The following is a 22,109-nucleotide window of genomic DNA, read 5'->3' as shown; positions in this document are numbered from 1 at the left end:
GGGACTGCAATGCAGTAAGCGCCGCACCATCTACCCGCGATCAAACCCCATCACCGATCCACCGCCGCCACCGCCTCCCCCTCATCCCAACCGCCCCCAAGCGACCGATACAACGCAATCGCCGCAAGCGCATGCTCGCGCCTTGCCTGGTTCAGCGATTCAGCGTCGCGCAGATACGCTTCCTGCGCGGCCAGAACATCGAGAAAACTCGACGCACCGCCCTTGTACAACTCCGTCGACAAACGCAGCGCGTGATTCGACGCATCGAGCGCAGCGCCGAGACGCTGCACTTGTACCGCGCCGCTCACGAGATCGCTGCGGTTATCCTCGACTTCCTTCAACGCCTGCAGCATCGTCTGCTGCAAGCCGAGTTGCGATTCGCGCATGCGGCTTTCGCTCGCGTCGATGTTCGCGGTAATGCGGCCAGCGTTGAAAATCGGGCTCGTCGCATTGAGGGCGGCGCTAAACAGATTGTCGGTTAGCGTCGGCAATCCCAGGTATGACGAAGCAAGCAGCCCATCCGCGAGATTGATCCTGAACTGCGGATAGCGCTGCGCCTTCGACACGCCCACTTCCGCTGCGCGCTGTTCGACGAGCGCATACGCGGTGCGCACGTCAGGCCGATGCAGCAGCGCCTCGGACGGCAACACCTGCGGCGCGCTTTGCGCGGGCACCGGAATCTCGCGCGCGTCGCCAAGCAGCAGCGTGTCGACGCTTTCCGGCGTACGACCCGAATACACGGCGATCAGACTCAGTTGATGCTGCACCGCCGATTGCATACGCGGAATCTGCGCCTGCAAATCCTCCAGCTGGTTTTGCGCGCGCGCGACGTCGAGTTGCGTCGACAGACCGTAATGCAAGCGCTCCTGCGTGAGCTTCAGCGCACGGCTGCGAATCGCTTCGTTGTCGCCGAGAATCTGCAATTGCGCCTGAGCCCAGCGCAGATCGATATAGGCCGCCGCCGTATTCGCCGCAAGCGCGAGCCGCAACTCGTTCAAGGCGGCTTCGCGTCCCGACACCTGCGCCTGCGAGGCCAGCACCGCGAGACGTTCGCCGCCGAACACATCGGGCGTCCAGCTCGCGGCCACGCCGAAGCCGGCCTGCCGCACATAGCCGAGCGGCGGCGGCGTGTTCTGGCGCGTGCTCGACGCGCCCGCGTTCGCATTCAGTTGCGGCACGAGCGCCGCACGATCCTGCGTGACGAGATCCTGCGCCTGCTTCACGCGTTCCATTGCAGCCTGCACGTCGAGGTTGCCGGTCAACACCGTTTCGACCAGTTGATGCATGACCGAATCGCCAAACTGCGTCCACCAGGCATCGGCACTCACGCTGTCCTGCGGCGCATCGACGCTCCACGCAGCCGGCGCGATCGTCGCTACCGTCTGCGGCAAATCCGCATGCGTGGCCGGTTGCACCGCGCATCCCGCAAGCGCGAGCCATGCCGCGCTCGCTGCCCACGTCATTATCATCCGCTTCATGTTCGACTCCTTAATGGGCTTCGGGCGGCGGCGCGGTATTGCCGAACGGGCGCGAAAACAGCACGCTCAGCAAGCCGACCACAAAGCAAAGCGACACGGCGAGAAACGCGTCGGAGAAAGTAAGAACGAGCGCTTCGCGCATCAGTACCGCGTGCAATTCACCGAGCCCCGCATTCGCTGCATTCAATACGCCGCCGCCGACGGCCGACAGATATTCGGCCTGTTTTTGCAGGATCGACTCGACCACCGGACGGCCCGCGGTCAAATGCTCATCAAGCCGTTCGTAGTGGAAATTCAAACGGTCATTCAGCATCGTGCTGCTGACCGCAATGCCGATTGCACCGCCGAGATTACGCATCAGATTGAAAAGCCCGCTCGCGGAACGCAACCGCGACGGCGGCAATGCGCCGAGCGCCATCGTGACGATCGGCGGAATGCAGAACTGCTGGCCGATGCCGCGCAACGCCTGCGGAATCAGCAGTTGCTGCCAGCCCCATTGACTCGTCAACGGCACATACAGATAGCAGCCGATGCCGAACAGTACGAGCCCGAACACCATCAGCATGCGCATATCGACAACGCGCGCGAGCATCGAATAGGCGACCAGCGCGAGCAGTTGAAAGCAGCCGACCGACAGCAGCGCAAGGCCGATCTGCAACGAATCGAAACCGCGTACGCGCCCGAGAAAGACCGGCGTCAGAAATACCATGCAGAAAATCCCGATGCCGGTAATGAACGACAGCAGACTGCCGATGCCGAAATTGCGCAGCGCGAGCGCGCGCAGATCGACAATCGGGTCTTTCGCCGTGAAGGCGTGCACGACGAACAGAAAGCCGCAGATTGCCGCGACCCACGCGCACAATACGATGACGTCGTCGCCGAACCAGTTCTTGCGCGGGCCTTCTTCGAGCACGTATTCGAGGCAGCCGAGAAAACCCGACATCAGCAGAATGCCCACGTAATCCCCCTTCTTCAGCAGCGACAGATCGGCTTTGTCGATATGCACATACTTCGGCACCATCAGCGTAACGATCACACCGGGCACGAGATTCAGATAGAACAGCCAGTGCCACGACCATTGCGACGTGATCCAGCCGCCGATCACGGGGCCGATGGTCGGCGCGAGCGAGGCAAGCGCGCTGATCGTCGTGGACGCAATCAGGCGCTGCTTGCCCGGAAACAGCACGAATGCCGTGGTAAACACAGTCGGAATCATCGCGGCGCCGAGTGCGCCTTGCAGACCGCGAAACAGGATCATCGAGTGGATGTCCCATGCGAGCCCGCACAGCATGCTCGTTACCGTGAAGCCGAACGAGGAGAACGTGAAAAGCCAGCGTGTCGAGAACACACGTGTGAGCCAGCCCGACATCGGAATCACGATGATCTCCGCGATCAGATACGAAGTCTGCACCCACGGCAATTCGTCCTGACTCGCGGACAATCCACCGCCGATGTCGCGCAACGAGGATGCGACGATCTGGATATCGAGTGTCGCCATGAAGAAGCCGATGCACATCAGCGTGAACGCGAAAACCTTGGTGCGGGTCGGCTGATCGGCGGGATTGTCGGGAACGTGAGTCATGATCGGCTTATCCCCGAGTTGCCGCGTTGCCGGCGTCGACATGTACCTTGACCGTCGCCGAAAGACCGGGACGCAGCACGTTTTGCATGTCCTTCGGCACATCGAGGCGCACGCGCACCGGCACACGCTGAACGATCTTCGTGAAGTTGCCGGTCGCGTTTTCGGCGGGTAGCAGGCTGAAGGTTGCGCCGGTAGCCGGCGCGAGACTTTCGACCACGCCATGCAGTTGCCGGCTCGATGCGTCGAGATCGACGTCGACGCTGTCTCCGGCATGCATCTTCTTCAGTTGGTCTTCCTTGAAGTTCGCGTCGATCCACAAACCGCTCGCCGGCACGACCGTCAGCAGCGATACGCCGGTGTTCGCAAGCAGCCCCACGCGTGCGGTGCGATTGCCGACATAGCCGTCGATCGGCGAACGGATCGTCGTGTACCCGACGTTCAGCGCCGCGACGCGCTGTGCGGCCTGCGCGGTCGCGATACGTGCCTTCGCGTCGCCAATCTGCGCGTCGAGCACCGCGATCTGGCGTTGCGCGGCAAGCAGCGCCGCGCCGCTGCGATCGACCGCGGCACGCGCTTTCGTCAGATCGGCGTCGGCCTTCTCGACGACCTGGTTCGATACCGCATCGTCTTTCACGAGTTCGCGATAGCGCGTCTGGTCGGCGGCGCTGCGCGTCAGCTCGGCGCCGGAGGCGCGAACCTCGGCGGCCTGCTCGCCGATCGAGGCGAGTTGCAGCGATTTCTTCGCTTCCAGTTCGATGACGGCCGCCTGCGCGCTCTCCACTTCGGCGTTCGCCTGCGCGAGACGGGCCTCGTAATCGCGCGCATCGAGCCGCACGAGCACCTGGTTCGCGTGGACGAACTCGTTGTCGCGCACGAGCACGTCGGTGACGAAGCCGTTCACCTTCGGTGCCATCACGGTCACGTCACCGCCGACGTAGGCGTCGTCGGTCGTCTCGACAAGACGGCCGACGAAGAACCAGTACGAAGCAGCAAGCGCCAGAACGACAATGACCGTGAGAACCGCGAGCAGCATCCACGGAATGCGCCGTACCTGCCGGGCGGGTTGCAGCGCGCTCGGCGGCGCGACAGTCGAAGGTGTAGTGGACATGGTTCGTATATTTGCGTATGCACTTATCAGGTTAAAAAAACAGCGCCATGCGCCGGCCTCCGCGACTTCTAGCGTTGATGTCAAAGCGAATCCCGGGTGATCGCAAACAGTTCGGTGCGCAGCGCAGCCGCGCGCTGCTCGCCGAACCGGTGTTCGAATTCAGCTTGCGCGGTGTGCCAATGCGCGCGGCCCGCGCTCAGCCGCTCCGCACCGGTCGCGGTCAGCGAAATCAACAGCGTGCGTGCATCCGCGCCCCTCGTCGCGCTCGACACGAGGCCATCGCGGCGCAGTGGCTGGATCGTGCGGACCAGCGTGGTGCGCTGCATGTGCATTGCCTCGGCGATCTGCTTCATCGTCATCGGACCTGTGCGCCTGAGCCGCCCTAGCAGCGAAAACTGCGTAATGGTCAACCCGACATTCGACAGATGCCGGTCGTAGATTTGCGATACGTGGCGCGCCGCCTGGCGGATCGCAAAGCAGTCGTCGTCGAAAAGTGCTTCCATTGCGGTACTTTCCTGCTCATTGCATGTTAGTGCATATGCACATACCAAGGTATAAGAAAACCCGCCGAAGCGGGTTGATCCGCGCAATCTAACCGGTAATGCTGAACAACTCGGCGCGCAGCATTTTGGCGCGCGCGCGGCCAAACTTCTTTTCGAATTCGTCCTGCGCTTCGCGCCATGCAATGGATGCCTGATCGAACGTCCCTTCGCCCTTTTCCGTCAGGCTGAACAGAAATGTACGGCCATCGTGCTCCGCCGCTTCGGCCACGACGAGGCCGTCGCGCTGCAACGGCTTCATCGCGCGAACCAGCGTGGTGCGCTCCATGACCATTGCGTCCGCAAGGTCCGCCATCGGCAGATTCGGCATGCGCGCGAGCTTGGCGAGAATCGTGAACTGCGCAGCCGTCAGCCCGACACCACTGAGATGGCGTTCGTAGATTTGCGTGACGTGCCGCGCCGCCTGGCGCAGCGCGAAGCAGTTGCATTCGTCGTAGGAGATCGGTCGGGTCATGCTGCGCAGTCTATATGTGCATACGCACAGAGTCAAGATTTTTGTGAATTGAAGAGCCTTGCTCGATAGCGGACATCGCCATTCCTGTCGTTAGCCCTGTCTCTTCCGTCGTGCTGAATCGTGACCTATATGGCAAGCGCGTTTGCCATCGGGAGAAGAAATGATGCTCTAGCGGATATTTTCCGGCCTTAAAACTCAAGGATTTTTCACAATTTCAGTCATGAATAGATCATCGCCTTGAGCACAGATGTGCCACGCGCAGTCGGTGCAAAAGTCATAGGACACGGCACTTCGGTGGGCTTCCGGGACGGCTGAGTCCGTTCTTGCCAAGGGTATCTCCGACTCATTGACAAAATCGTGTCGTTGCTTTTCTGCGGGAAGTTGGGAACGATCGCAGGCCATATGTCGGTTTGCTCCCTATTCGCGATTGGGGAGAGCCCATCCGCAAGCTTTCCTTCGCGGATGGCGGGACGGAGATTGTTTGCCAACCGCATCACCGAATAACTCAACTGACGAGGAGAGCATGTATTGATGGCAGCACAGATGATTCCCGTTGACACAACAGTGACCATCCGGGAGGACATACCCAAATACGTCCGTCTTCCGCATCAGGCAATGGGTTACCTCGAAGAAAAAATCCGCTCGGCGATGTGGTGGCCCGAGGTACTCCGGGTGCAGAGACCGGATGGCCTGGTGGGAACGAGCCTGCTCAAGCAGATTGCGATGAGCGCGGCGATTCGCGCGGATGAGAGGAAACATGAGTTCTGCTGGAGATACAAGGCCGAGGTGTCGTTTGATATGCGGCCGTGGATAACAAGCAGACATGCAAAAGCGCCAATTCCTTTTCTGAGCAAGACCGACGGCGACACCCCCGGGCGCCGCCACAGCCAGAACCCGTTTCCTCTGCCCGGCAGCCTTGCGGGCGAAGTCCGCCGCCCGGATGTGGTGATCGTCGAGAACGAGGGCAACCGGTGGCCAGGGCGCGGAGCAGTCGATCACGACGGCATGGCGCAGTGGCCGAACCTGCTGAGGCTCGTCGAGGTCAAGTTTCCGGGAGATACCTGGGGCGAAAACCAGGAGCGCGACTATCTCGGCATTGCCGGCGATAACCGCCACATGACCGTGCTGAAAGTCTCGGGCGGTGAGGAGCGTGCAAAGGCAATGGTCGAGGCGGCCATTGCCGCCGGATTCCTCGGCAAGGTCGCCGGCAGGCTGCTGCTGCGCGCCCGGCTCCGCTCGAAGATCCCCGTCCCGCAGGCCGCATGGTTCGAGCCGTGGAGCGCGCTGGAGGGCGCAGCCGATTCGGCCGCGAGCGGTGTGGCGGCGTTATGGGATACGGCGGCACAAGGGGCCCGAGAGCTTTCTGACGACACCCAGGCCTGGCTGCGTCAGGAGGCGCAGTGGCTGTTCGAGCAGGGCCGGTGGATAACGGAAGCGCATGCCGCCGGCCATGAATGGCACTACCTCGACGATGCAAACCGGGCCGTGTCGCGCTACACCGCTGCTGAACTCAAGGCCGCATGGCAGCAGATCAGACAGCAGACCGACCTGACCGTCCAGCAACTGCGGCAGATCGACTGGGGACAGGTGTGCATCACCATGTCCGGGGGGATGGCCGTGGTTGTCCTCGTCATCGATGGGGTTCTCGTTCCCGTCGTGCTGACGCAGGCTCTGGTCGGCGCGCTGGCCGCGCTGGTGGCGATCACCGCGACAGCGGGCGACGCGGCGCTGATGGCGGCACTGACCAGTCCACCCAATTTCTCTTTTACTTCAAATGGATCACATGATGAATTCTTCCCATAAAAAGCCGGTGCTGGCACCGGCGGAAGCCTTCAGCCGCTATGGCGAGGAACTATGCCAGCACGACAACCAGGGCCGGCTGGTGATCTTCCCCGGCGTAATCGGCACGGTGTTCTTCGAGCGCGGTTCGAAGCCCGATGTACGCCGGGGACTGCTTGCCTGCTTCGACCGTTTCGAGCAACTGTTCGGCCCCTACCTGAAAGGCGGCAGGAATGGCGATGACGGGCGCTTCAGCCGGAAGACATCACGCGGGGTCGAAGCGATGCGCCGGGCGATTCTGGAAACTCAGCCCGAAATCAAGGTTGAGGTCGTACGCTCCAGCGCGATCGACGAGGATAGCGCCGCAGCCTATCAGATCAAGACGCTGACCGATGTGGCGGTAGCCGAGGACTATACCGATCCGTCAGGATTTTTCGTGAAGAAAGGGCAGGACTGTGGCTTGTCCTACCTCAAATTCTGGATGCCGATGGATTTCGTGAACACGCCCGAAGGTGTCCGGAGCTACGAAGCGTTCCTGCGCTTCGTCTGCGAACAGCTTCCGGTGCGGGGCGGCTACGGCGGATTCTCATCCATCCTGCCGTACAGTTTCCACGAGTACATGCCGCAGGAGTGGGCGCTTGCGCAGCGGTTCAGCGGACTGGAAATCGACAGCTACGCGTTCATACAAGATATGGAATACGACACCATGTCGTACGAGGGTCAATCGACCGACCACATGACGGCGCTTTATGAAGACCTTCGTCCCGGCGCCAAAGTCGGGCATTACGGCTTCATCAAGGGCGTGAACTGGTACACCCTCATCGGCGACCTGTTCGTCGACCGCCTCGGCGGGGAAGCCGCCGTGCGAGCCGACCTGGCACGGCCTGACATTGGCATCGAGCGGGTCGGCCACTGCCTGCTGATCCGCGCGGGCGACTTCCCCCGCCTCGGCGCGCCTGAAGAGGGACTTCCCGAACCCTACGTGTTCGTCAATCGCGTGCTACGTGTGCTGCGTAATCCCGCGCCTCCCTCGCTGCACACCAATGTGCCAGGCGCCGACCATGCCGACCCCGACGGCACCCGGCGATGGGAAGCCCGCTTTGATCTGCCCGGTGCGCCACCGTTGCCGCGCACGCCTGAAATCGTCCCCGCGAAGAAAAACTGACCCAAGGCAGCGGCCTGGATTTTTTCGGCTCGGCGACCTCACCGACCACGGCGGCGAGGTCGTCACTGCCTCGAAGGCAGACTATCAAATCAATCGATGAAACCGGGTTATCGAACGGAGCACCCCGTCCATCGCTTTTACAGAGCGAGCAGAGCGAAAACCACCGTCATACCGTTTCTCAAAGCATGCAAGACAACCAAACCAACCCCCACCCACATTTCACTCCACACTGAAACATCCACATCAGGACACACGCATAATTCGATTCCACAGGCGGACCACGACGCGCATCGCTCATACCCACACCGTCAAGGCGAAATCGAATTGCCCCGTACCGAACCAGCCACGGGAAACGGCCCAAACACCGCTCTCGAACTCGCCCTGCTTCTGGCGCTCTCGACGCTATGGGGCGCGTCCTATACGTTCATCCGGATCGGCGTCGCCACGATTCCCCCGCTAACGCTCATCGCGGCGAGAACCTTGATCGCCGGTTCGGCGCTCCTGTTCTGGATGAAAGTCCAACGCATCCCGATGCCGCGCGGCCTCGCGACATGGCGCCGCTTCCTGGTACAGGCGCTATTGAACAGCGTGGTTCCCTTCACGCTGATCGCGTGGGCGGAACGTTCGGTCGAAGCGGGTTTGGCGACCATTCTCAACTCCGCGTCACCGGTACTCGCATTTCTCGGCACCTGGACGATGACGCGCCATGAACCGCTGACACCCCGCAAATTGTTCGGCGTCGTCGCGGGACTCGCCGGCATATGCCTCGTTGTCGGCGTAAGCGCATTCGAAGGACTCGGGCATCAACTGATTCCGCAACTGGCGATCGTCGCGGCGACGGTTTGCTATGCAGGCGCGGCGATTTACGGTCGCTCGTTCAAAGGACTCTCACCGGCCGCGCCCGCGGCGGGCTCGCTGATTGCCGGCGCAATACTGCTCACGCCCGTCAGTCTGGTCGTCGATCGCCCCTGGACGCTTCACCCTTCATGGCAATCGCTCATGGCGCTAGCCGCGCTCGCGGTCTTTTCGACGGCCATGGCGTTCGTCATCTACTTTCGGCTCGTGCAAACGCTCGGCTCGGTCGGCACGACCGCGCAAGCCTATCTGCGCGTTCCGATTGGCGTGGGAATCGGCATGGCGCTGCTCGGCGAATCGCTGTCCACGTCGGCGTGGCTCGGACTGGCGTGTGTCGTTGCCGGCGTCGCCGCCATGACGATTCCATCGCGCGAGACGCACAAGCAGAGCGCGTAACGGGACTTGCCGCGAGTCCTCGCGCGCGCAGCAAATACGCGCTATTCGCCACCTAGCAACGTGTCGAGCATGCGCTGCGGGTTCATCAGAAAAGCGCGCATGACCTGGTAGTGCTCCGTGTCCTCATACGCCATTTGCGACACGCCGTTTGCATCGAAGTGATAGATCGTTGCATCGGGATAAGCCATCAGGATCGGCGAGTGCGTCGCGATAATAAATTGCGAGTCGTCGCTGACGAGATCGTGAATTCGGGCAAGCGCCGCGAGTTGCCGTTGCGGCGACAACGCGGCCTCGGGTTCGTCGAGCAGATACAGCCCCTTGCCGCCGAAGCGGTTCATCAGCAACGTCAGAAACGATTCGCCGTGAGACTGCTCGTGCAGCGAGCGGCCACCATACGAGTGGATGATGCGCGCCCCCAGCCCCGGCTCCGAGTCGAGGTTCTCGATCTCGGTGGCAACGTTGAAAAAACTCTCCGCGCGCAGAAAGAACCCGTCCCTGGGGCGCTTGATACCCTTCGCGATGCGCAGATAGTCCGCGAGATTCGAGTGCGAGTTGCGCGTGCCGAAGTTGAAGTTCTTCGTCCCACCCTCGGGATTGAAGCCCATCGAAACCGCCACCGCTTCCAGAAACGTCGATTTTCCCGAGCCATTTTCGCCGATCAGGAACGTCACCTTCGGATGCGGTTCGAGCGACTCGAACGAGTGAATCGCGGGCAAGGAAAACGGATAGCGCTCGAAAGACTCGACCTTCTCGCGCAGCAGTGAAATACGGCTGATGTACTGGGTGGAAATCATCGCAGGTACGGTGGAAACGGTTGCATCATTCTAGCCCTAGCACCGTCACCCCCACTTCCATCCGATGCGCGCCGCCGCCGAGAATCGTCCCGCGCAACAGCGACACGTCGCTGTAATCGCGGCCGATCGCGAGCGTCACATGATCGAGATCGGCAAGCACGTCGTTGGTCGGATCGAGATCGATCCAGCCGCTGCCGGGGCAATGCACCGAAACCCATGCATGCGACGCGTCGGCGCCGATGAGCTTCGGCTGTCCCGGTGGCGGATCATTGCGCAGATAGCCGCTCACATAGCGTGCGGGCAAGCCGAGCGAGCGCAGGCAGCCGATCATGACCTGCGCGAAATCCTGGCATACGCCGCTTTTCAGTTCGAAGGCACGCTCGGCCGGCGTATCGAACAGCGTTGCCGAGGGCTTATAGGCGAAGTCCGCGTGAATCCGCTGCATCAGATCGATCGCGCCTGCCACGAGCGGCCGGCCGCTCGTAAAGCTCGGCAACGCATAGTCGCGCAGCGACGGCCGCAAGGCGATATTCGGCGACGCGAAACAGAACTCGACCTCGGGCCGAAACTCGCCGCCGACGCGAAACCGCAGCGCATCGGCCACCGTTTCCCACGCGGGCGTGGCCTCGGCATCGAGATCGGTCCAGCGCGGCGTCAGCGACACCGTCGTTTCGCTGACCAGTTGCAAGCATTCGTGCGGCGTATCGAGCGCGAAGTACAGCACGTCATTGCCGAACGCGTCGATACGGCTATGCAGATACGACGGCTGCGGCTCGATCCGCTCGCTGCGCGAGATCACGCGCTGCCACGGGCACGCGAGCGGCCGGATCGTCGCGAGATGCTGCGCGGTCTCAACATAGGTCGAGTAGTGATAAGTCGTGCGATGCGAAACGGACAGCACGGTCGGCGCGTTCTTCATACCCACACCTGCGAGGCGACCGTGGTCGCGTGACTGAAATAACGCGCGCTGATTTCATGCGCGGCCGCATTCGCGAAGCCGCCGATCTGATCGCACAGCGCAATCAGGCTGGTGTAGGCGCCTTGCTCGTCGACTTCGCACAGCGATTCGAGCGAGGGCAGCAATTCGACGGGCGGCAATAGCTCCGCGAACGGCCGGTGCCGCGCGCTGTCCGTCGTCGCCGTGATTTCATCGAGCTTCTTGCGCAGCCGTTCGTACACGCCGTAAATGCCGCGCGGATTGTGCGGTTCGATCACGAGCAGATCGAGCAGGGCCGGCACTTCGAAACGGCCCGGATACAGCGAGCGATACGTGAGCGTGCTGTCGAACAGTTGCAGCAGCAGATCGAAACCGGCCGGCGCCGCAAGCTGACCATGCGCGGCGACGCCGCGAACGAATGCGGTCATCGTCGCGACGCGTTCGATATGGCGGCCGACGAACAGCAGGCGCCACGCGCCGTCGCGCGTCATGCGATCGCCCTGCGCGCCGCTGATCGCCGACAACTGTACCGACAGATGTTCGAGCGCGTTCGCGAGCGTCACGCGGTCGTAGCGATCGGCGGCATTGGCGCTTGCGCTATTCGTCGTGCCGTCTGCCGTACCACCCGCCGCACCGCTCGCGCCGCCTTTGCCGCTGCTATTGCCATTAGCGGCCACCGGCAACAACGCCTGCAATGCATCCTCGAAGTCATTACGCGCCGCGAGAATCACGCGCCAGTGATCGTTCGACAATCTTCCGCGCACCTCGCCGTTCGCGCGCGCCTGACTGCTCAGGTTCTGGCTGATGCTGACGCTGCCCGCACTGCCGGAGAGATTCGCGACGAGCACGCGCTCGAAGGTCTGCGGCGAAGGCGGCGTATGCGGCGACGCCATATCGCCCGGCTGCACGAGACCGCAGTACGTCGCGAGTTCGACCAGCGCCGGAAACATCGCATCGGCATCGTTGCCTTCGAGCGAGCCGAGAATCAGCCGCAACAGCCGCACGTTGTTTTCCGCGCGCTCGCCGTAACGGCCGGCCCAAAACAGGTTTTCCGCGGCGCGGCTCGACACGGTGCGATGCCGGCGCGAAAGGTCGGCGGGCTGCATCGGCGAAGGCAATAGCGTAAACGTCGAGCTCGGCTGGCTCGACAGCACCCACGTATCGACGCTGCTGCCGCCGTGCTGCATCGACACGGTCGTCTGACGCTCGGCGGCCATGCGCGTAAAGCCGCCCGGCATTACGTGCCAGCCGCCGTTGACGTCGGCGATCGCATAGACGCGCAGCACCGACGGCCGGCCGCCGATCGTGCCGGCCTCGTAGCGCGGCGTACACGAAAAGCGCTGCTCCTGCTGGATCGTGAACGTATCGGGCATCGCCTCGATGCGCTCGCGCCAGGCCGCGAGCGGCTGCGCGCCCTGCTCGATGCCCGGCGGCGCGTCGCGTCCCGCGAGCGGCCATGTCGGCACGATAAAGGCGGTGTCGAGATGCTCGAACGCATGCTCGCGCGCGGCCGCCTCGCCGCACCACCAGGTCGGCACGCCGGGTAGCACGAGTTCCTCGCCGAGCAGCGCCTCGGCAATGCCCGGCAGAAAACCGTGCAGCGCCGGCGATTCGACGAAGCCCGCGCCCGGCACGTTCGACACGATCACATTGCCCGCGCGCATCACCTGCAACAGGCCCGGCACGCCGATCGTCGAATCGGCGCGCAGCTCGACCGGATCGCAGAACGCGTCGTCGAGACGGCGCAGCACGACGTGCACGCGTTCGAGCCCGGTCAGTGTCTTCAGATAGAGCCGGTCGCCGCGCACGGTCAGGTCCTTGCCCTCGACCAGCGTGACGCCGAGATAGCGCGCGAGAAACACGTGCTCGAAATAGGTCTCGCTGTAAGGCCCCGGCGTGAGCAGCGCGATATGCGGCGATATATCAGAAGATGATGCATCGGCATCGCCGGCGTTCGCTGCGTTGCCCAGGGTCGCCTGCGCGGATCGCACGAGCGTCGCGATCAGTTGCGAATAGATCGGCGCGAGGCGGCTCACGCGCATTGCACGGAACGGCCCGGCGAACAGCGTCGAGACGATCAGGCGGTTTTCGAGCGCATAGCCGAGGCCGGACGGCGCCTCGGTGCGATGCGCGAGCACGCTCCACTCGCCGTTCGGCGTGCGCGTCAGATCGAGCGCGACGACCTGCAAGTACTGCCCGCCCGGTGGCGTGAAGCCCGTCACCGAACGCAGATAGCCGGGATGCCCGAAGACCAGCGCGGGCGGCAATTGCCCGCGTTCGAGCAGCGTGCGCGCGCCGTAGATGTCGGCGACGATGGCATTGAGCAGATGCGCGCGCTGCTTCACGCCGCGCTCGATCTGCGCCCACTCGGCTTCGCTGATCAGAAACGGCAGCAGGCCGAGCGCCCACGGCCGCGACTTGCCGTTGTCCGCATAGACGTTGTAGCTGATGTCGTTGTCGCGAATCTGCTGCGCGATCGACGCATTGTGGTCCGCGAGCCGCGCGATGCCGTCTTCGCCGAGCAGCGCGAAGAACTGCCGCCACGGTTCGCGCAGCGCGCCGGACGCGTCGCGCAGTTCGTCCCAATGTCCGTCATGACCCGGCAGCAACCGCAACAGGGACAAAGCATCCGCGTGCGGCGCGGACGCTTCGAAGGGCAAGGTCGATTGAAAGGCCAAGGTCGTGTGAGGTCAGGAGTCCATCGTTGTCAACGGCGGCGCAGATCGAGCGTGAACGGAAACTCGAGACTGCGCCGCGGCGTGCCCACCGCGAGCGGCCCCGGCGTGTGACCCGACGCGAAGAAGCGCGCGCGCCGCCGGCTTTCCGCCTCGTAGGCGTTGACCGGGAAGGTCTGGTAGTTGCGCCCGCCCGGATGAGCGACATGATACTGGCATCCGCCGAGCGAGCGGCCGGTCCATGTATCGACGAGATCGAACGTGAGCGGCGCATGCACGCCGATCGTCGGATGCAGCGCCGACGCCTGCGACCACGCGCGAAAGCGCACCCCGGCCACGTATTCGCTGACGCGGCCGGTCGGCTGCAACGGCACCGGCACGCCGTTGACGGTCAGCACATGGCGGTTGCCGTTCAAGCCGAGCGCGCGCACTTCGAGCCGCTCCACCGACGAATCGACATAGCGCACCGTGCCGCCGGCGGCGCCTTCCTCGCCCATCACGTGCCACGGTTCGAGCGCGTTGCGGATCGTCAGATCGACGCCACTCACGACCATCTCGCCGACCAGCGGGAAGCGGAATTCGAAATGCGGCGCGAACCACGCACTATGGAATGCGAAGCCGGCTTCGCCGAGATCGGCGAGCACGTCGTCGAAATCCATCCTGACGAAGGTGCCGAGCAGGAAGCGGTCATGCAGCTCGGTGCCCCAGCGCGTCAGGCGCTGCGTGTACGGCGTGCGCCAGAAACGCGCGACGAGCGCACGCAGCAGCAGTTGCTGCACGAGACTCATGCGCGCATGCGGCGGCATTTCGAAGCCGCGCAGTTCGAGCAGGCCGAGGCGGCCAGTCGGGCCGTCGGGCGAATAGAGCTTGTCGATGCAGAACTCGGCGCGGTGCGTGTTGCCGGCCACGTCGATCAGGATGTTGCGCAGCGCGCGGTCGATCATCCACGGCGGCAGGCTTGCGCTGTCGCGACCGCCGAGCAGATCGATCTGCCGCTGCAATTCGGCGAACGCGACTTCGAGTTCGTAGACCTGATCGTTGCGCGCCTCGTCGATACGCGGCGCCTGGCTCGTCGGCCCGATAAACATCCCCGAGAACAGATACGACAGCGAAGGATGGTTATGCCAGTACGCGACCAGGCTCGCGAGCAGATCGGGACGGCGCAGAAACGGACTGTCGGCCGGCGTCGCGCCGCCGAGCACGAAGTGATTGCCGCCGCCGGTGCCGGTGTGGCGGCCGTCGAGCATGAACTTCTCGCTGCTCAGATAGCAGTGCTCGGCCGACCGGTACAGGTACTCGGTGTGATCGACGAGTTGCTCCCAGCTCGCGGCCGGATGGATGTTGACTTCGATCACGCCGGGGTCGGGCGTCACCTGCAACACCTTCAGGCGCGCGTCGCGCGGCGGTTGATAGCCTTCGAGCACGACCTGCATCTTCAGTTCTTCGGCCGTCGCTTCGACTGCGGCGAGCAGGTCGAGATAATCGTCGAGATCGGTCAGCGGCGGCATGAATACATGCAGCAGCGTATGGCCGCTGCCGAACGAATCCGTTTCGGCCTTCGGGCCGGCCGCGCGTTTCGGGTCGCGCGCCTCGACGCAGAGCGCGGTGCGCAGCGTATCCGCCGACGACTGCCCGCGTGCGGGCGCCTGCGCTTCTCCCAGCACTCCTTCCCGCGCCTCGTCGGCGCGTGGCGCATAGGCCAGCACGGTGCCGCCCGGCATGCCGCTCAGCACATCCGCCGCGGATAGCGACAACGCCGCGGCCTGGCGTGCCTCGGCCGTTGCCTCGGCGGACCCCGCCTGCTCGCGCACGCCTTCGTATTGCAGGCGCAACTGCGCGGCCGTGCGCAACGGCTGCGGCGGCGCGAACGGATCGTGCGCGTGCTGATACGGATAGTCGGTCTCCGATACCCACGGCAGCGAGTCGAGCGGCAAGCGGTAGCCCATCGGCGAATCGCCCGGAATCAGGTACATGCGTTCGTCGCGGAAGAACCAGCGGCCGCTGACCCACTTCGGCGTCGAGCCGGGCAGTCCGCGTGCGCGGCCGAGCGGCAGCACGTAGCCGGTCGGGTGGCTCAGCCCCGCATCGAACACGCGCCGCAGACGCGCGCGTTCGAGTTCGTCGTCGAGGCGCGCATCGAACGGATCGACGTTGACGGGCAGGCGGCGCTCGCGCCATAGGTAGTACCAGGTATCCTCGTAGCCGGTCTCGATGCAGTTCTTGTCGACCGAGAGCTTGTCCGCCAGATGCGCGATGAAACGCTGCGCGTCGCTGGCGGTATAGCGGCCCGGCTCGCGTTCGTCGGCGAAGAGCGCGGGGTTATGCCAGCACGGCTCGCCGTCGGCGCGCCAGTAGAGCGACATCGCCCAGCGCGGCAACTGTTCGCCCGGATACCATTTGCCCTGGCCGAGATGCAGGAAGCCGCCCGCGCCGTAGCGCTCGCGCAGCCGGTCCATCAGCGCGACCGCGTAGCCGCGTTTGGTGGGCCCGAGCGCATCGGTGTTCCATTCGGCGGCGTCGCGGTCGCGCACCGACACGAAGGTCGGCTCGCCGCCCATCGTGAGGCGCACGTCCATCCCGGCGAGTTCGCGATCGACCCGCGCGCCCATCGCCTGCACGTCGCTCCAGACTTCCTCGCTGTACGGCTTCGTCACGCGCGGCGTTTCGAGCACGCGTTCGATCGACATCGCGTGGCCGAACTCGACCTCGCATTCGTCGACCGCGCCCGAGATCGGCGCCGCGCTGCCCGGCTCCGGCGTGCACGCAACCGGAATATGCCCCTCGCCCGCGAGCAGCCCCGAGGTCGGATCGAGCCCGATCCAGCCCGCGCCGGGTAGATAGACTTCGCACCACGCATGCAGGTCGGTGAAGTCGACTTCGGTGCCGCTCGGGCCGTCGATCGCTTTGACGTCGGGCGCGAGTTGCAGCAGATAGCCCGACACGAAGCGCGCCGCGAAGCCGAGTTGCCGCAGCGTCTCGACGAGCAGCCAGCCCGAATCGCGGCACGAACCCGAAGCGTTCACGAGCGTTTGCTCGGGGGTCTGCACGCCGGGCTCCATCCGGATCAGATAGCGGATCTCGTGTTGCAGCCGCTGATTGAGCGCGACGAGAAAGTTCGCGGTGCCGGCCGGCGTGCGGTCGATGCTCGCGACGAATTCGGCGAAGCGCGGCGTCATCGGCCGCTGGATGCGATACGGCGCGAGTTCGGCGGCAAGCTCCGGCGCATAGTCGAACGGAAACTGCTCGGCCGACGGTTCGAGAAAGAAATCGAACGGGTTATAGACGGCCATTTCGGCGACCAGATCGACGGTCACCTTGAATTCGCGCGTCGGTTCGGGAAACACGAGCCGCGCCTGATAGTTGGCGAAGGCGTCCTGCTGCCAGTTGATGAAGTGCCGCTCCGGCTCGACCCGCATCGAATACGAGAGGATCGGCGTACGGCAGTGCGGCGCGGGCCGCAGCCGCACGACCTGGGGCGACAGCGAGACGAGCCTGTCGTAGCGGTAATGAGTAACGTGATGCAACGCGACGCGAATGGACACTCCGGACTCCTCGACGAAGATGGGCAGCCCGCCAGAAAGCAAGCTCTATGCCGTTGAGCGACAACCGCTACCTGAACCGCCTGGTGCTTCATGAATTGCGTTGTGCTGACGTGTGCTGCTGTTGCATCTGCTGCGGTTGCATCTGCTGCCGTTGCATTCGCTGCTGCCTGATCTCGCCGCCCGGTCTCGCTACCCAGTCTCGCTGCCCCGAGGCGACTTTCATCATGTTGCGCTGGACTTCGATCTAACCTCTATCCGGTTAACCGCGATCTCTCGCGAAACACTCCCGCCACGCACCGCGCGTTGCCGCGGTGCGCCATCGAACCGTGCACCAAAGCGGCGCGCCGCCGATGCACGATCATGTACGTACTGTGCGTTAAAGCAGTGAGTTCTGGCAATCGCGGCATGAAGATTGCGGCGGGCTTTCGCTCATGAACCGCTCATGAACGTGACTCATGCCTCTTCACGCCGCCTTCACCACCGGGTCCGACCGATGAAAACCTTCCACTGCAATCGCTGCTCGCAACTCGTGTTCTATGAGAACGTCCGCTGCGAACGCTGCGAGTCCCTGCTCGGCTACCTTCCTGATCTCAAGGAAATCAGCGCGTTCGAGACCGCCGGCGAAGACCGCTGGCGCAGCCTGCATCCGCGCGCGGACGGCACGCTGTTCCGCCAATGCCACAACTATGCGGTCGAAAATGTCTGCAACTGGATGATTCCCGACGCCTCGCCCGACACGCTGTGCCGTGCGTGTCATCTGACGCACACGATCCCGAACCTGGCCGAACCGGAGAACCGCCTCTACTGGTATCGGCTCGAAGTCGCGAAGCGGCGTCTGTTGTACACGCTTGCTGAACTCGGGCTCGACGTGACGTCGCGCGACGCGGACCCCGAGCACGGCCTCGCCTTCGAATTCCTCGCCGACGGCGACGACGGCGCGCGCGTGATGACGGGCCATGACAACGGGCTGATTACGCTGAACATCGCCGAAGCCGACGACGCCCATCGCGAGAAAGTACGCACCGCGATGGGCGAACCGTATCGCACGCTGCTCGGACACTTCCGCCACGAGACCGGGCATTACTACTTCAGCCAGTTGATCGAAAACGAGCCGAGCCGGCTCGAACCGTATCGCCAACTGTTCGGCGACGAACGCGCCGATTACGGCGAAGCGCTCGAAGCCTACTATCGCGACGGCGCACCAGCCGACTGGCAGGCCTCGTATATCAGCGCGTACGCGACGATGCATCCGTGGGAAGACTGGGCCGAGACGTGGGCGCACTATCTGCTGATCGTCGACGTGCTCGATACCGCGAGCACTTACGGACTCGCGCTGCTGCCCGACGATCCGCGCGAACCGACGCTGACCGACCGCACGCCGGTCGAGGACGCGAGCTTCGACAATCTGCTCAAGCGCTGGTTTCCGCTCACGTATGCGCTGAACAGCCTGAACCGCAGCCTCGGTATCGCCGATGGCTACCCGTTCACGCTCGCCGCGCCGGTGGTGGAAAAGCTGCGCTTCGTGCATCACGTAATCGCGGCGGCGGGAGAAAAGAAGACGCGGGCCACCGATCCGCCGGCAACGCCTGCGAGCGAGGACGAAGCCGCCGTGAACGAAGCCGCCGCGGCGGGTCCCTCGCACGAACCGCATCGACTCGACGCCGACAACGCCTGAGTTCGCGCACGACGACGGCATAAAAAAACCCGCTGCCGGATCGACCAGCAGCGGGTTTTATTCATGCAGCGATGCGCGGCCTTCGCTCACAGGCTCGCGCATGCCCTCCGCGCCATCGCTCAATACGCGACATAAGGCCCGGTCCCGCCCGGCGTCCCCTGCTGCTCGATCGCCGCATACACGTTGCGGCCATAGAAGAACGGCAGCCCCCAGTCGAATACCGCCGAGGTCACGAACGCCGGTCCCGCGAGCAGCGGCAGCGCCGCATCGCCGTTATAGGTCTGCGCAACCGAGGTCGCATTGGCGACGCCGAACGTCACCGCGCTCGTCACGCCGTTCACGCCCTCGATCATCGCGCTCAACTGCTGCGTCGAACCCGGGCAGTAGTACGCGCTATTCGGGCTCGCGCAGGCCTGCATCGACGAGGTCTGGAAGAAGAGTCCGGTCGAGCCGCTATCGAGAATGCTGTGCGAGTACGTCGTGCCGTTCTGCACCGTCGTGAAGGTGCCGTTCGACGGACTCACGCCGATCACCTGCGCATTGCCGAGCGCGTTGTTGCTCTGCGTGCCGATGCCGAACACGAGCTGCCCCGATACCGACGGCGCGCCGCCGTTCACGGTCGGCAGACTCAGGACCGAGCCGTTGTTGTCGGTCGTGAAGTACGGCACCGGATTGGCGACCTGATAGTTCTCGGCAAGCGGAATCGAGGTGCAGCCCGAAGCGCCGCAACCGTAGTACGTCGCGGGAATCGCCTGCTGCACGCAGTTGCCGCCGCAATCGTGCTTGAACACGCCGATGCCGAGAATGCCGTTGGCCTGCAACGCCGCCGGCGTATTGCGCGACGCGCCGACGGCCGCGCAATCGGCGGGCAGCGAGGCGTAGTTCGGGTCGATCACCTGGACCGGCAGCGACGCCGCCGTTTCGCCGGCGATCCGCAGATCGGCGAGCTTCACGGCGCCCCACGTATAGCCATCGAAGAACTGCATGCATTCGGCGACGAGATTACCCGCGCCGTCCTTCTGTGGCGGCAGATTCATCGACGCAGGCAATTGCGAGGCGAATACGCGCACGCCCCACGAGCCCGTATCGACGAGCACGTGATCGATCGTCTGACAGTCGCTCGTGCCGGGCGCGCAGATCGTGATGCTGACGAACGGCATGTTCGGCACGTTGCTCACGCCCGAGTCGACCGTCACGCGCACCGCGTTGGCGGCAAGCACCTGCGGCGCCGGCGAGGTGTTGGTCACGGTCGGGCTGCTCGACGAAGCCGTCGAGTTGCCCGAATTGGCCGAGTTGGCTGTGCTGCTCGCGCCGCCGGAGCCACCGCCCCCGCCACCGCATGCGCTCACGATCAGTGCGGCGAGTGCCGCGCCCAGCAGGGTCATCCACGAAGACCTGTATCGCATGATTCGCTCCGTTATTGAATGACGCCGACATCGACACCCGCGGGCAGCGCCCGCGGCAGATACGCGTAACCGGTGAACGCACGCAGATGGCCGCTCGAAAACACCACGAGGTCGCTGTTCGACACGGCGAGCGGCGTGCCGCGCCGGTTCGCGACGGCGGCCACGTACACGTCGAAGGAGGCGCCGAGCATCGCCTTGAGATCGGGCAAGGTCGGGCCGTCCCACGCGACGCCGAACACGATGCCGTTTTGCGCGACGTACTCGCGCACCTGCGTGCCGGACGGCAACGTCAGTCGATGCACCGAGTACGCGCCCTGCGTGGTGGCCGCGTGCGCGACGGCGTGCAGGTGCGACTGATCGCCATCGACGGTGCTGACGTTCTGGCCGAGTGTCGCGTGCGCGGCGAACGGCAATGCGCAGCTCGCCCCGAGCATTGCGCAGGCAATGCGGGTAAGAAACATCGGTTTCAAGAGATTTCCTTCGAGATGAAACGCCCGTGACCGCATGAAGCCGCCACAAACGCGAAACCAGGGGCGCACACCTGACCGGCGGAACCGGCTTGCCTTCACGCCGATCGGTTGCGTGAATGCGTCTACGGAAGGATGGGGCGAAACTTTAGCGAGGCGGACGGCACGCGGCAATCGTTTGCGCCGCGATTCAAACCGCGACGCGCGATCAGTACGTTCGACTTCGTTTGACTGACGATAGCGAAACCTTTTACGAACAGTACTTTGCCGTCTTTTTCTGTTTTATATGACGTTTAAAGCAAACGGCCACGGAAAATCCGGGAAGGGCTGCATAAAAAATAGAGACCGCTCGAAGCTTGTCCGGATCATGTAAGCGTTCGCTTAACAAACTGGGTCCGACGCGTGTATTCCTCTGACTACGGGCGCTTTCTGCGGCTTGCTGTCGGACTTTTTTCGGGCCTTTTATCAGACCTTATATCGGCCAAAATATCGGGCCAAAAAAATGCCGCGGATGGCACGATCGCCATCCGCGGCATGGGTGTTCGAAGTGTGCTTTGAAGCGCACGTCGAAGCGCGCAACGCCGCTTGCTTCGCGGTTATTTCTTTTGCTGCTGCAAAAGCGACTTCAGCTCCTGCACGTTTTCTTCCACGCGTTTTGCGATGACCGCATACGACTCCGCGTGCGTCTGATACGCGGCCTGCGCGAGTTGCTGCATATCGGCGAGCGATTTGTGCAGGCTCTGCTGGACCAGCTCCGCGGTTTTCGCCGACGGCGACGCACCCGCTGTCGACAGTTGCGCCGTCAGCGCTTGCAGTTCGTTCAGCGTTGCGCGCAGCATGTCGGCCTGTTTCTGCGCGAGCGACTGCATGCCCTGGAAAGCCGTCTGATTCGCCTGAACCAGTGCTTCCATGTCCTTGCGCCGTGCTTCCATGATGGCGGGTACGTCGAAGCCGGGGAGCTTGAACTGCTCGAGCATTTTCGTGAGATCGCCAAACGGATTGGCGGCTTCGGGTCGGTCCATGCGAAATCCTCCTTGCGGTTGAACGGACGCCGCCGGTGCGCGGCCACCTCGCATAAGCATGGCATCGGGACCTGGCGACGGCGTGTGCCGCACGAGCCACCACGGCAAGCTGGGTTTGGGGGGTGCACGGCACATCGCGCTCAATCATGCTCTATCCGGCCGCATTGCGCCAGCGGACTCACCCTGACGCGCCGCCCCCGATGCAAGGCCCGGT

16 protein-coding genes are annotated in these 22,109 nt (G+C 63.8%); 4 read left to right on the top strand and 12 right to left on the bottom strand.

All coding sequences use genetic code 11. The annotated features are described in order from the left end of the window. Window positions 1-50: 50 nt before the first annotated feature. The 5 genes from GXB81_RS03340 to GXB81_RS03320 form a co-directional block, all read right to left on the bottom strand. Window positions 51-1,478, bottom strand: coding sequence for an efflux transporter outer membrane subunit (locus tag GXB81_RS03340; RefSeq protein WP_205988369.1), 1,428 nt, complete (start codon window positions 1,476-1,478; stop codon window positions 51-53). A gap of 10 nt (window positions 1,479-1,488) precedes the next feature. Further along, entirely contained in the window at window positions 1,489-3,060 is a 1,572-nt protein-coding gene (locus GXB81_RS03335; protein ID WP_205988368.1) for a DHA2 family efflux MFS transporter permease subunit, read from the bottom strand. 7 nt (window positions 3,061-3,067) lie between these two features. Next, complete coding sequence (locus GXB81_RS03330; protein WP_205988367.1) at window positions 3,068-4,168, bottom strand: HlyD family secretion protein; 1,101 nt, start codon at window positions 4,166-4,168, stop codon at window positions 3,068-3,070. An 80-nt stretch (window positions 4,169-4,248) separates the two neighbouring features. After that, window positions 4,249-4,671 carry a MarR family transcriptional regulator gene (locus GXB81_RS03325; protein WP_167282019.1) on the bottom strand — a complete coding sequence of 141 codons (423 nt, stop codon included), beginning with the start codon at window positions 4,669-4,671 and terminating at the stop codon, window positions 4,249-4,251. Between the two features lie 88 nt (window positions 4,672-4,759). Beyond that, on the bottom strand, window positions 4,760-5,182 hold the full coding sequence (locus GXB81_RS03320; protein WP_167282017.1) for a MarR family transcriptional regulator: 423 nt from the start codon (window positions 5,180-5,182) through the stop codon (window positions 4,760-4,762). Between the two features lie 531 nt (window positions 5,183-5,713). Here GXB81_RS03320 and GXB81_RS03315 point away from each other — a divergent pair. The 3 genes from GXB81_RS03315 (at window position 5,714) to GXB81_RS03305 (ending at window position 9,377) form a co-directional block, all read left to right on the top strand. Next, window positions 5,714-6,985: a VRR-NUC domain-containing protein gene (locus GXB81_RS03315; protein ID WP_205988366.1), complete on the top strand. Its 1,272-nt coding sequence runs from the start codon at window positions 5,714-5,716 to the stop codon at window positions 6,983-6,985. Then, window positions 6,966-8,126, top strand: a complete 1,161-nt coding sequence (locus tag GXB81_RS03310) for a type VI immunity family protein (RefSeq protein WP_241016213.1) — start codon at window positions 6,966-6,968, stop codon at window positions 8,124-8,126. The genes GXB81_RS03315 and GXB81_RS03310 overlap by 20 nt, the downstream gene beginning before the upstream one ends. A gap of 96 nt (window positions 8,127-8,222) precedes the next feature. Beyond that, complete coding sequence (locus tag GXB81_RS03305) at window positions 8,223-9,377, top strand: DMT family transporter (protein ID WP_346777772.1); 1,155 nt, start codon at window positions 8,223-8,225, stop codon at window positions 9,375-9,377. A gap of 41 nt (window positions 9,378-9,418) precedes the next feature. Here GXB81_RS03305 and GXB81_RS03300 read toward each other — a convergent pair whose 3' ends face one another. The 4 genes from GXB81_RS03300 to GXB81_RS03285 are packed head-to-tail and all read right to left on the bottom strand — an operon-like array spanning window position 9,419 to window position 17,325. Beyond that, entirely contained in the window at window positions 9,419-10,171 is a 753-nt protein-coding gene (locus GXB81_RS03300; protein ID WP_205988365.1) for an AAA family ATPase, read from the bottom strand. A gap of 25 nt (window positions 10,172-10,196) precedes the next feature. Then, on the bottom strand, window positions 10,197-11,090 hold the full coding sequence (locus GXB81_RS03295; protein ID WP_167044545.1) for a transglutaminase family protein: 894 nt from the start codon (window positions 11,088-11,090) through the stop codon (window positions 10,197-10,199). Continuing rightward, window positions 11,087-13,786 carry a circularly permuted type 2 ATP-grasp protein gene (locus GXB81_RS03290; protein ID WP_205988364.1) on the bottom strand — a complete coding sequence of 900 codons (2,700 nt, stop codon included), beginning with the start codon at window positions 13,784-13,786 and terminating at the stop codon, window positions 11,087-11,089. The genes GXB81_RS03295 and GXB81_RS03290 overlap by 4 nt, the downstream gene beginning before the upstream one ends. Before the next feature lie 29 nt (window positions 13,787-13,815). Next, complete coding sequence (locus GXB81_RS03285) at window positions 13,816-17,325, bottom strand: transglutaminase family protein (RefSeq protein WP_205988363.1); 3,510 nt, start codon at window positions 17,323-17,325, stop codon at window positions 13,816-13,818. Window positions 17,326-17,818: 493 nt separating this feature from the next. Here GXB81_RS03285 and GXB81_RS03280 point away from each other — a divergent pair, with 493 nt between their 5' ends. After that, window positions 17,819-19,000, top strand: coding sequence for a putative zinc-binding metallopeptidase (locus tag GXB81_RS03280; protein WP_205988362.1), 1,182 nt, complete (start codon window positions 17,819-17,821; stop codon window positions 18,998-19,000). 119 nt (window positions 19,001-19,119) lie between these two features. On the opposite strand, the gene GXB81_RS03275 is transcribed toward GXB81_RS03280, so the two are convergent. The 3 genes from GXB81_RS03275 to GXB81_RS03265 all read right to left on the bottom strand — a co-directional run bounded on the left by GXB81_RS03275 (window position 19,120) and on the right by GXB81_RS03265 (window position 21,895). Next, the gene (locus GXB81_RS03275; RefSeq protein ID WP_167044556.1) at window positions 19,120-20,406 is read right to left on the bottom strand and encodes a DUF3443 domain-containing protein; all 1,287 of its coding nucleotides are present in this window, start codon (window positions 20,404-20,406) and stop codon (window positions 19,120-19,122) included. A gap of 11 nt (window positions 20,407-20,417) precedes the next feature. Further along, complete coding sequence (locus GXB81_RS03270; RefSeq protein WP_205988377.1) at window positions 20,418-20,867, bottom strand: DUF2844 domain-containing protein; 450 nt, start codon at window positions 20,865-20,867, stop codon at window positions 20,418-20,420. A gap of 602 nt (window positions 20,868-21,469) precedes the next feature. Continuing rightward, window positions 21,470-21,895 (bottom strand): phasin family protein, encoded by a 426-nt coding sequence (locus tag GXB81_RS03265; protein ID WP_167044562.1) that lies wholly within the window; start codon window positions 21,893-21,895, stop codon window positions 21,470-21,472. Window positions 21,896-22,109 lie beyond the last annotated feature (214 nt).

Source organism: Paraburkholderia sp. Ac-20336, from assembly GCF_017105025.1.
Taxonomy (GTDB): Bacteria; Pseudomonadota; Gammaproteobacteria; order Burkholderiales; family Burkholderiaceae; genus Paraburkholderia.
This window is presented reverse-complemented; position numbering and strand designations above follow the sequence as displayed.

Bases quoted from the DNA above. Each gene is read 5' to 3' on its own strand.
- GXB81_RS03335 (WP_205988368.1), bottom strand. From the start codon at position 3,060: ATGACTCACGTTCCCGACAATCCCGCCGATCAGCCGACCCGCACCAAG.
- GXB81_RS03275 (WP_167044556.1), bottom strand. From the start codon at position 20,406: ATGCGATACAGGTCTTCGTGGATGACCCTGCTGGGCGCGGCACTCGCC.
- GXB81_RS03310 (WP_241016213.1), top strand. From the start codon at position 6,966: ATGATGAATTCTTCCCATAAAAAGCCGGTGCTGGCACCGGCGGAAGCC.
- GXB81_RS03325 (WP_167282019.1), bottom strand. From the start codon at position 4,671: ATGGAAGCACTTTTCGACGACGACTGCTTTGCGATCCGCCAGGCGGCG.
- GXB81_RS03295 (WP_167044545.1), bottom strand. From the start codon at position 11,090: ATGAAGAACGCGCCGACCGTGCTGTCCGTTTCGCATCGCACGACTTAT.
- GXB81_RS03265 (WP_167044562.1), bottom strand. From the start codon at position 21,895: ATGGACCGACCCGAAGCCGCCAATCCGTTTGGCGATCTCACGAAAATG.
- GXB81_RS03300 (WP_205988365.1), bottom strand. From the start codon at position 10,171: ATGATTTCCACCCAGTACATCAGCCGTATTTCACTGCTGCGCGAGAAG.
- GXB81_RS03340 (WP_205988369.1), bottom strand. From the start codon at position 1,478: ATGAAGCGGATGATAATGACGTGGGCAGCGAGCGCGGCATGGCTCGCG.
- GXB81_RS03315 (WP_205988366.1), top strand. From the start codon at position 5,714: ATGGCAGCACAGATGATTCCCGTTGACACAACAGTGACCATCCGGGAG.
- GXB81_RS03305 (WP_346777772.1), top strand. From the start codon at position 8,223: ATGAAACCGGGTTATCGAACGGAGCACCCCGTCCATCGCTTTTACAGA.
- GXB81_RS03330 (WP_205988367.1), bottom strand. From the start codon at position 4,168: ATGTCCACTACACCTTCGACTGTCGCGCCGCCGAGCGCGCTGCAACCC.
- GXB81_RS03270 (WP_205988377.1), bottom strand. From the start codon at position 20,867: ATGTTTCTTACCCGCATTGCCTGCGCAATGCTCGGGGCGAGCTGCGCA.
- GXB81_RS03280 (WP_205988362.1), top strand. From the start codon at position 17,819: ATGAAAACCTTCCACTGCAATCGCTGCTCGCAACTCGTGTTCTATGAG.
- GXB81_RS03320 (WP_167282017.1), bottom strand. From the start codon at position 5,182: ATGACCCGACCGATCTCCTACGACGAATGCAACTGCTTCGCGCTGCGC.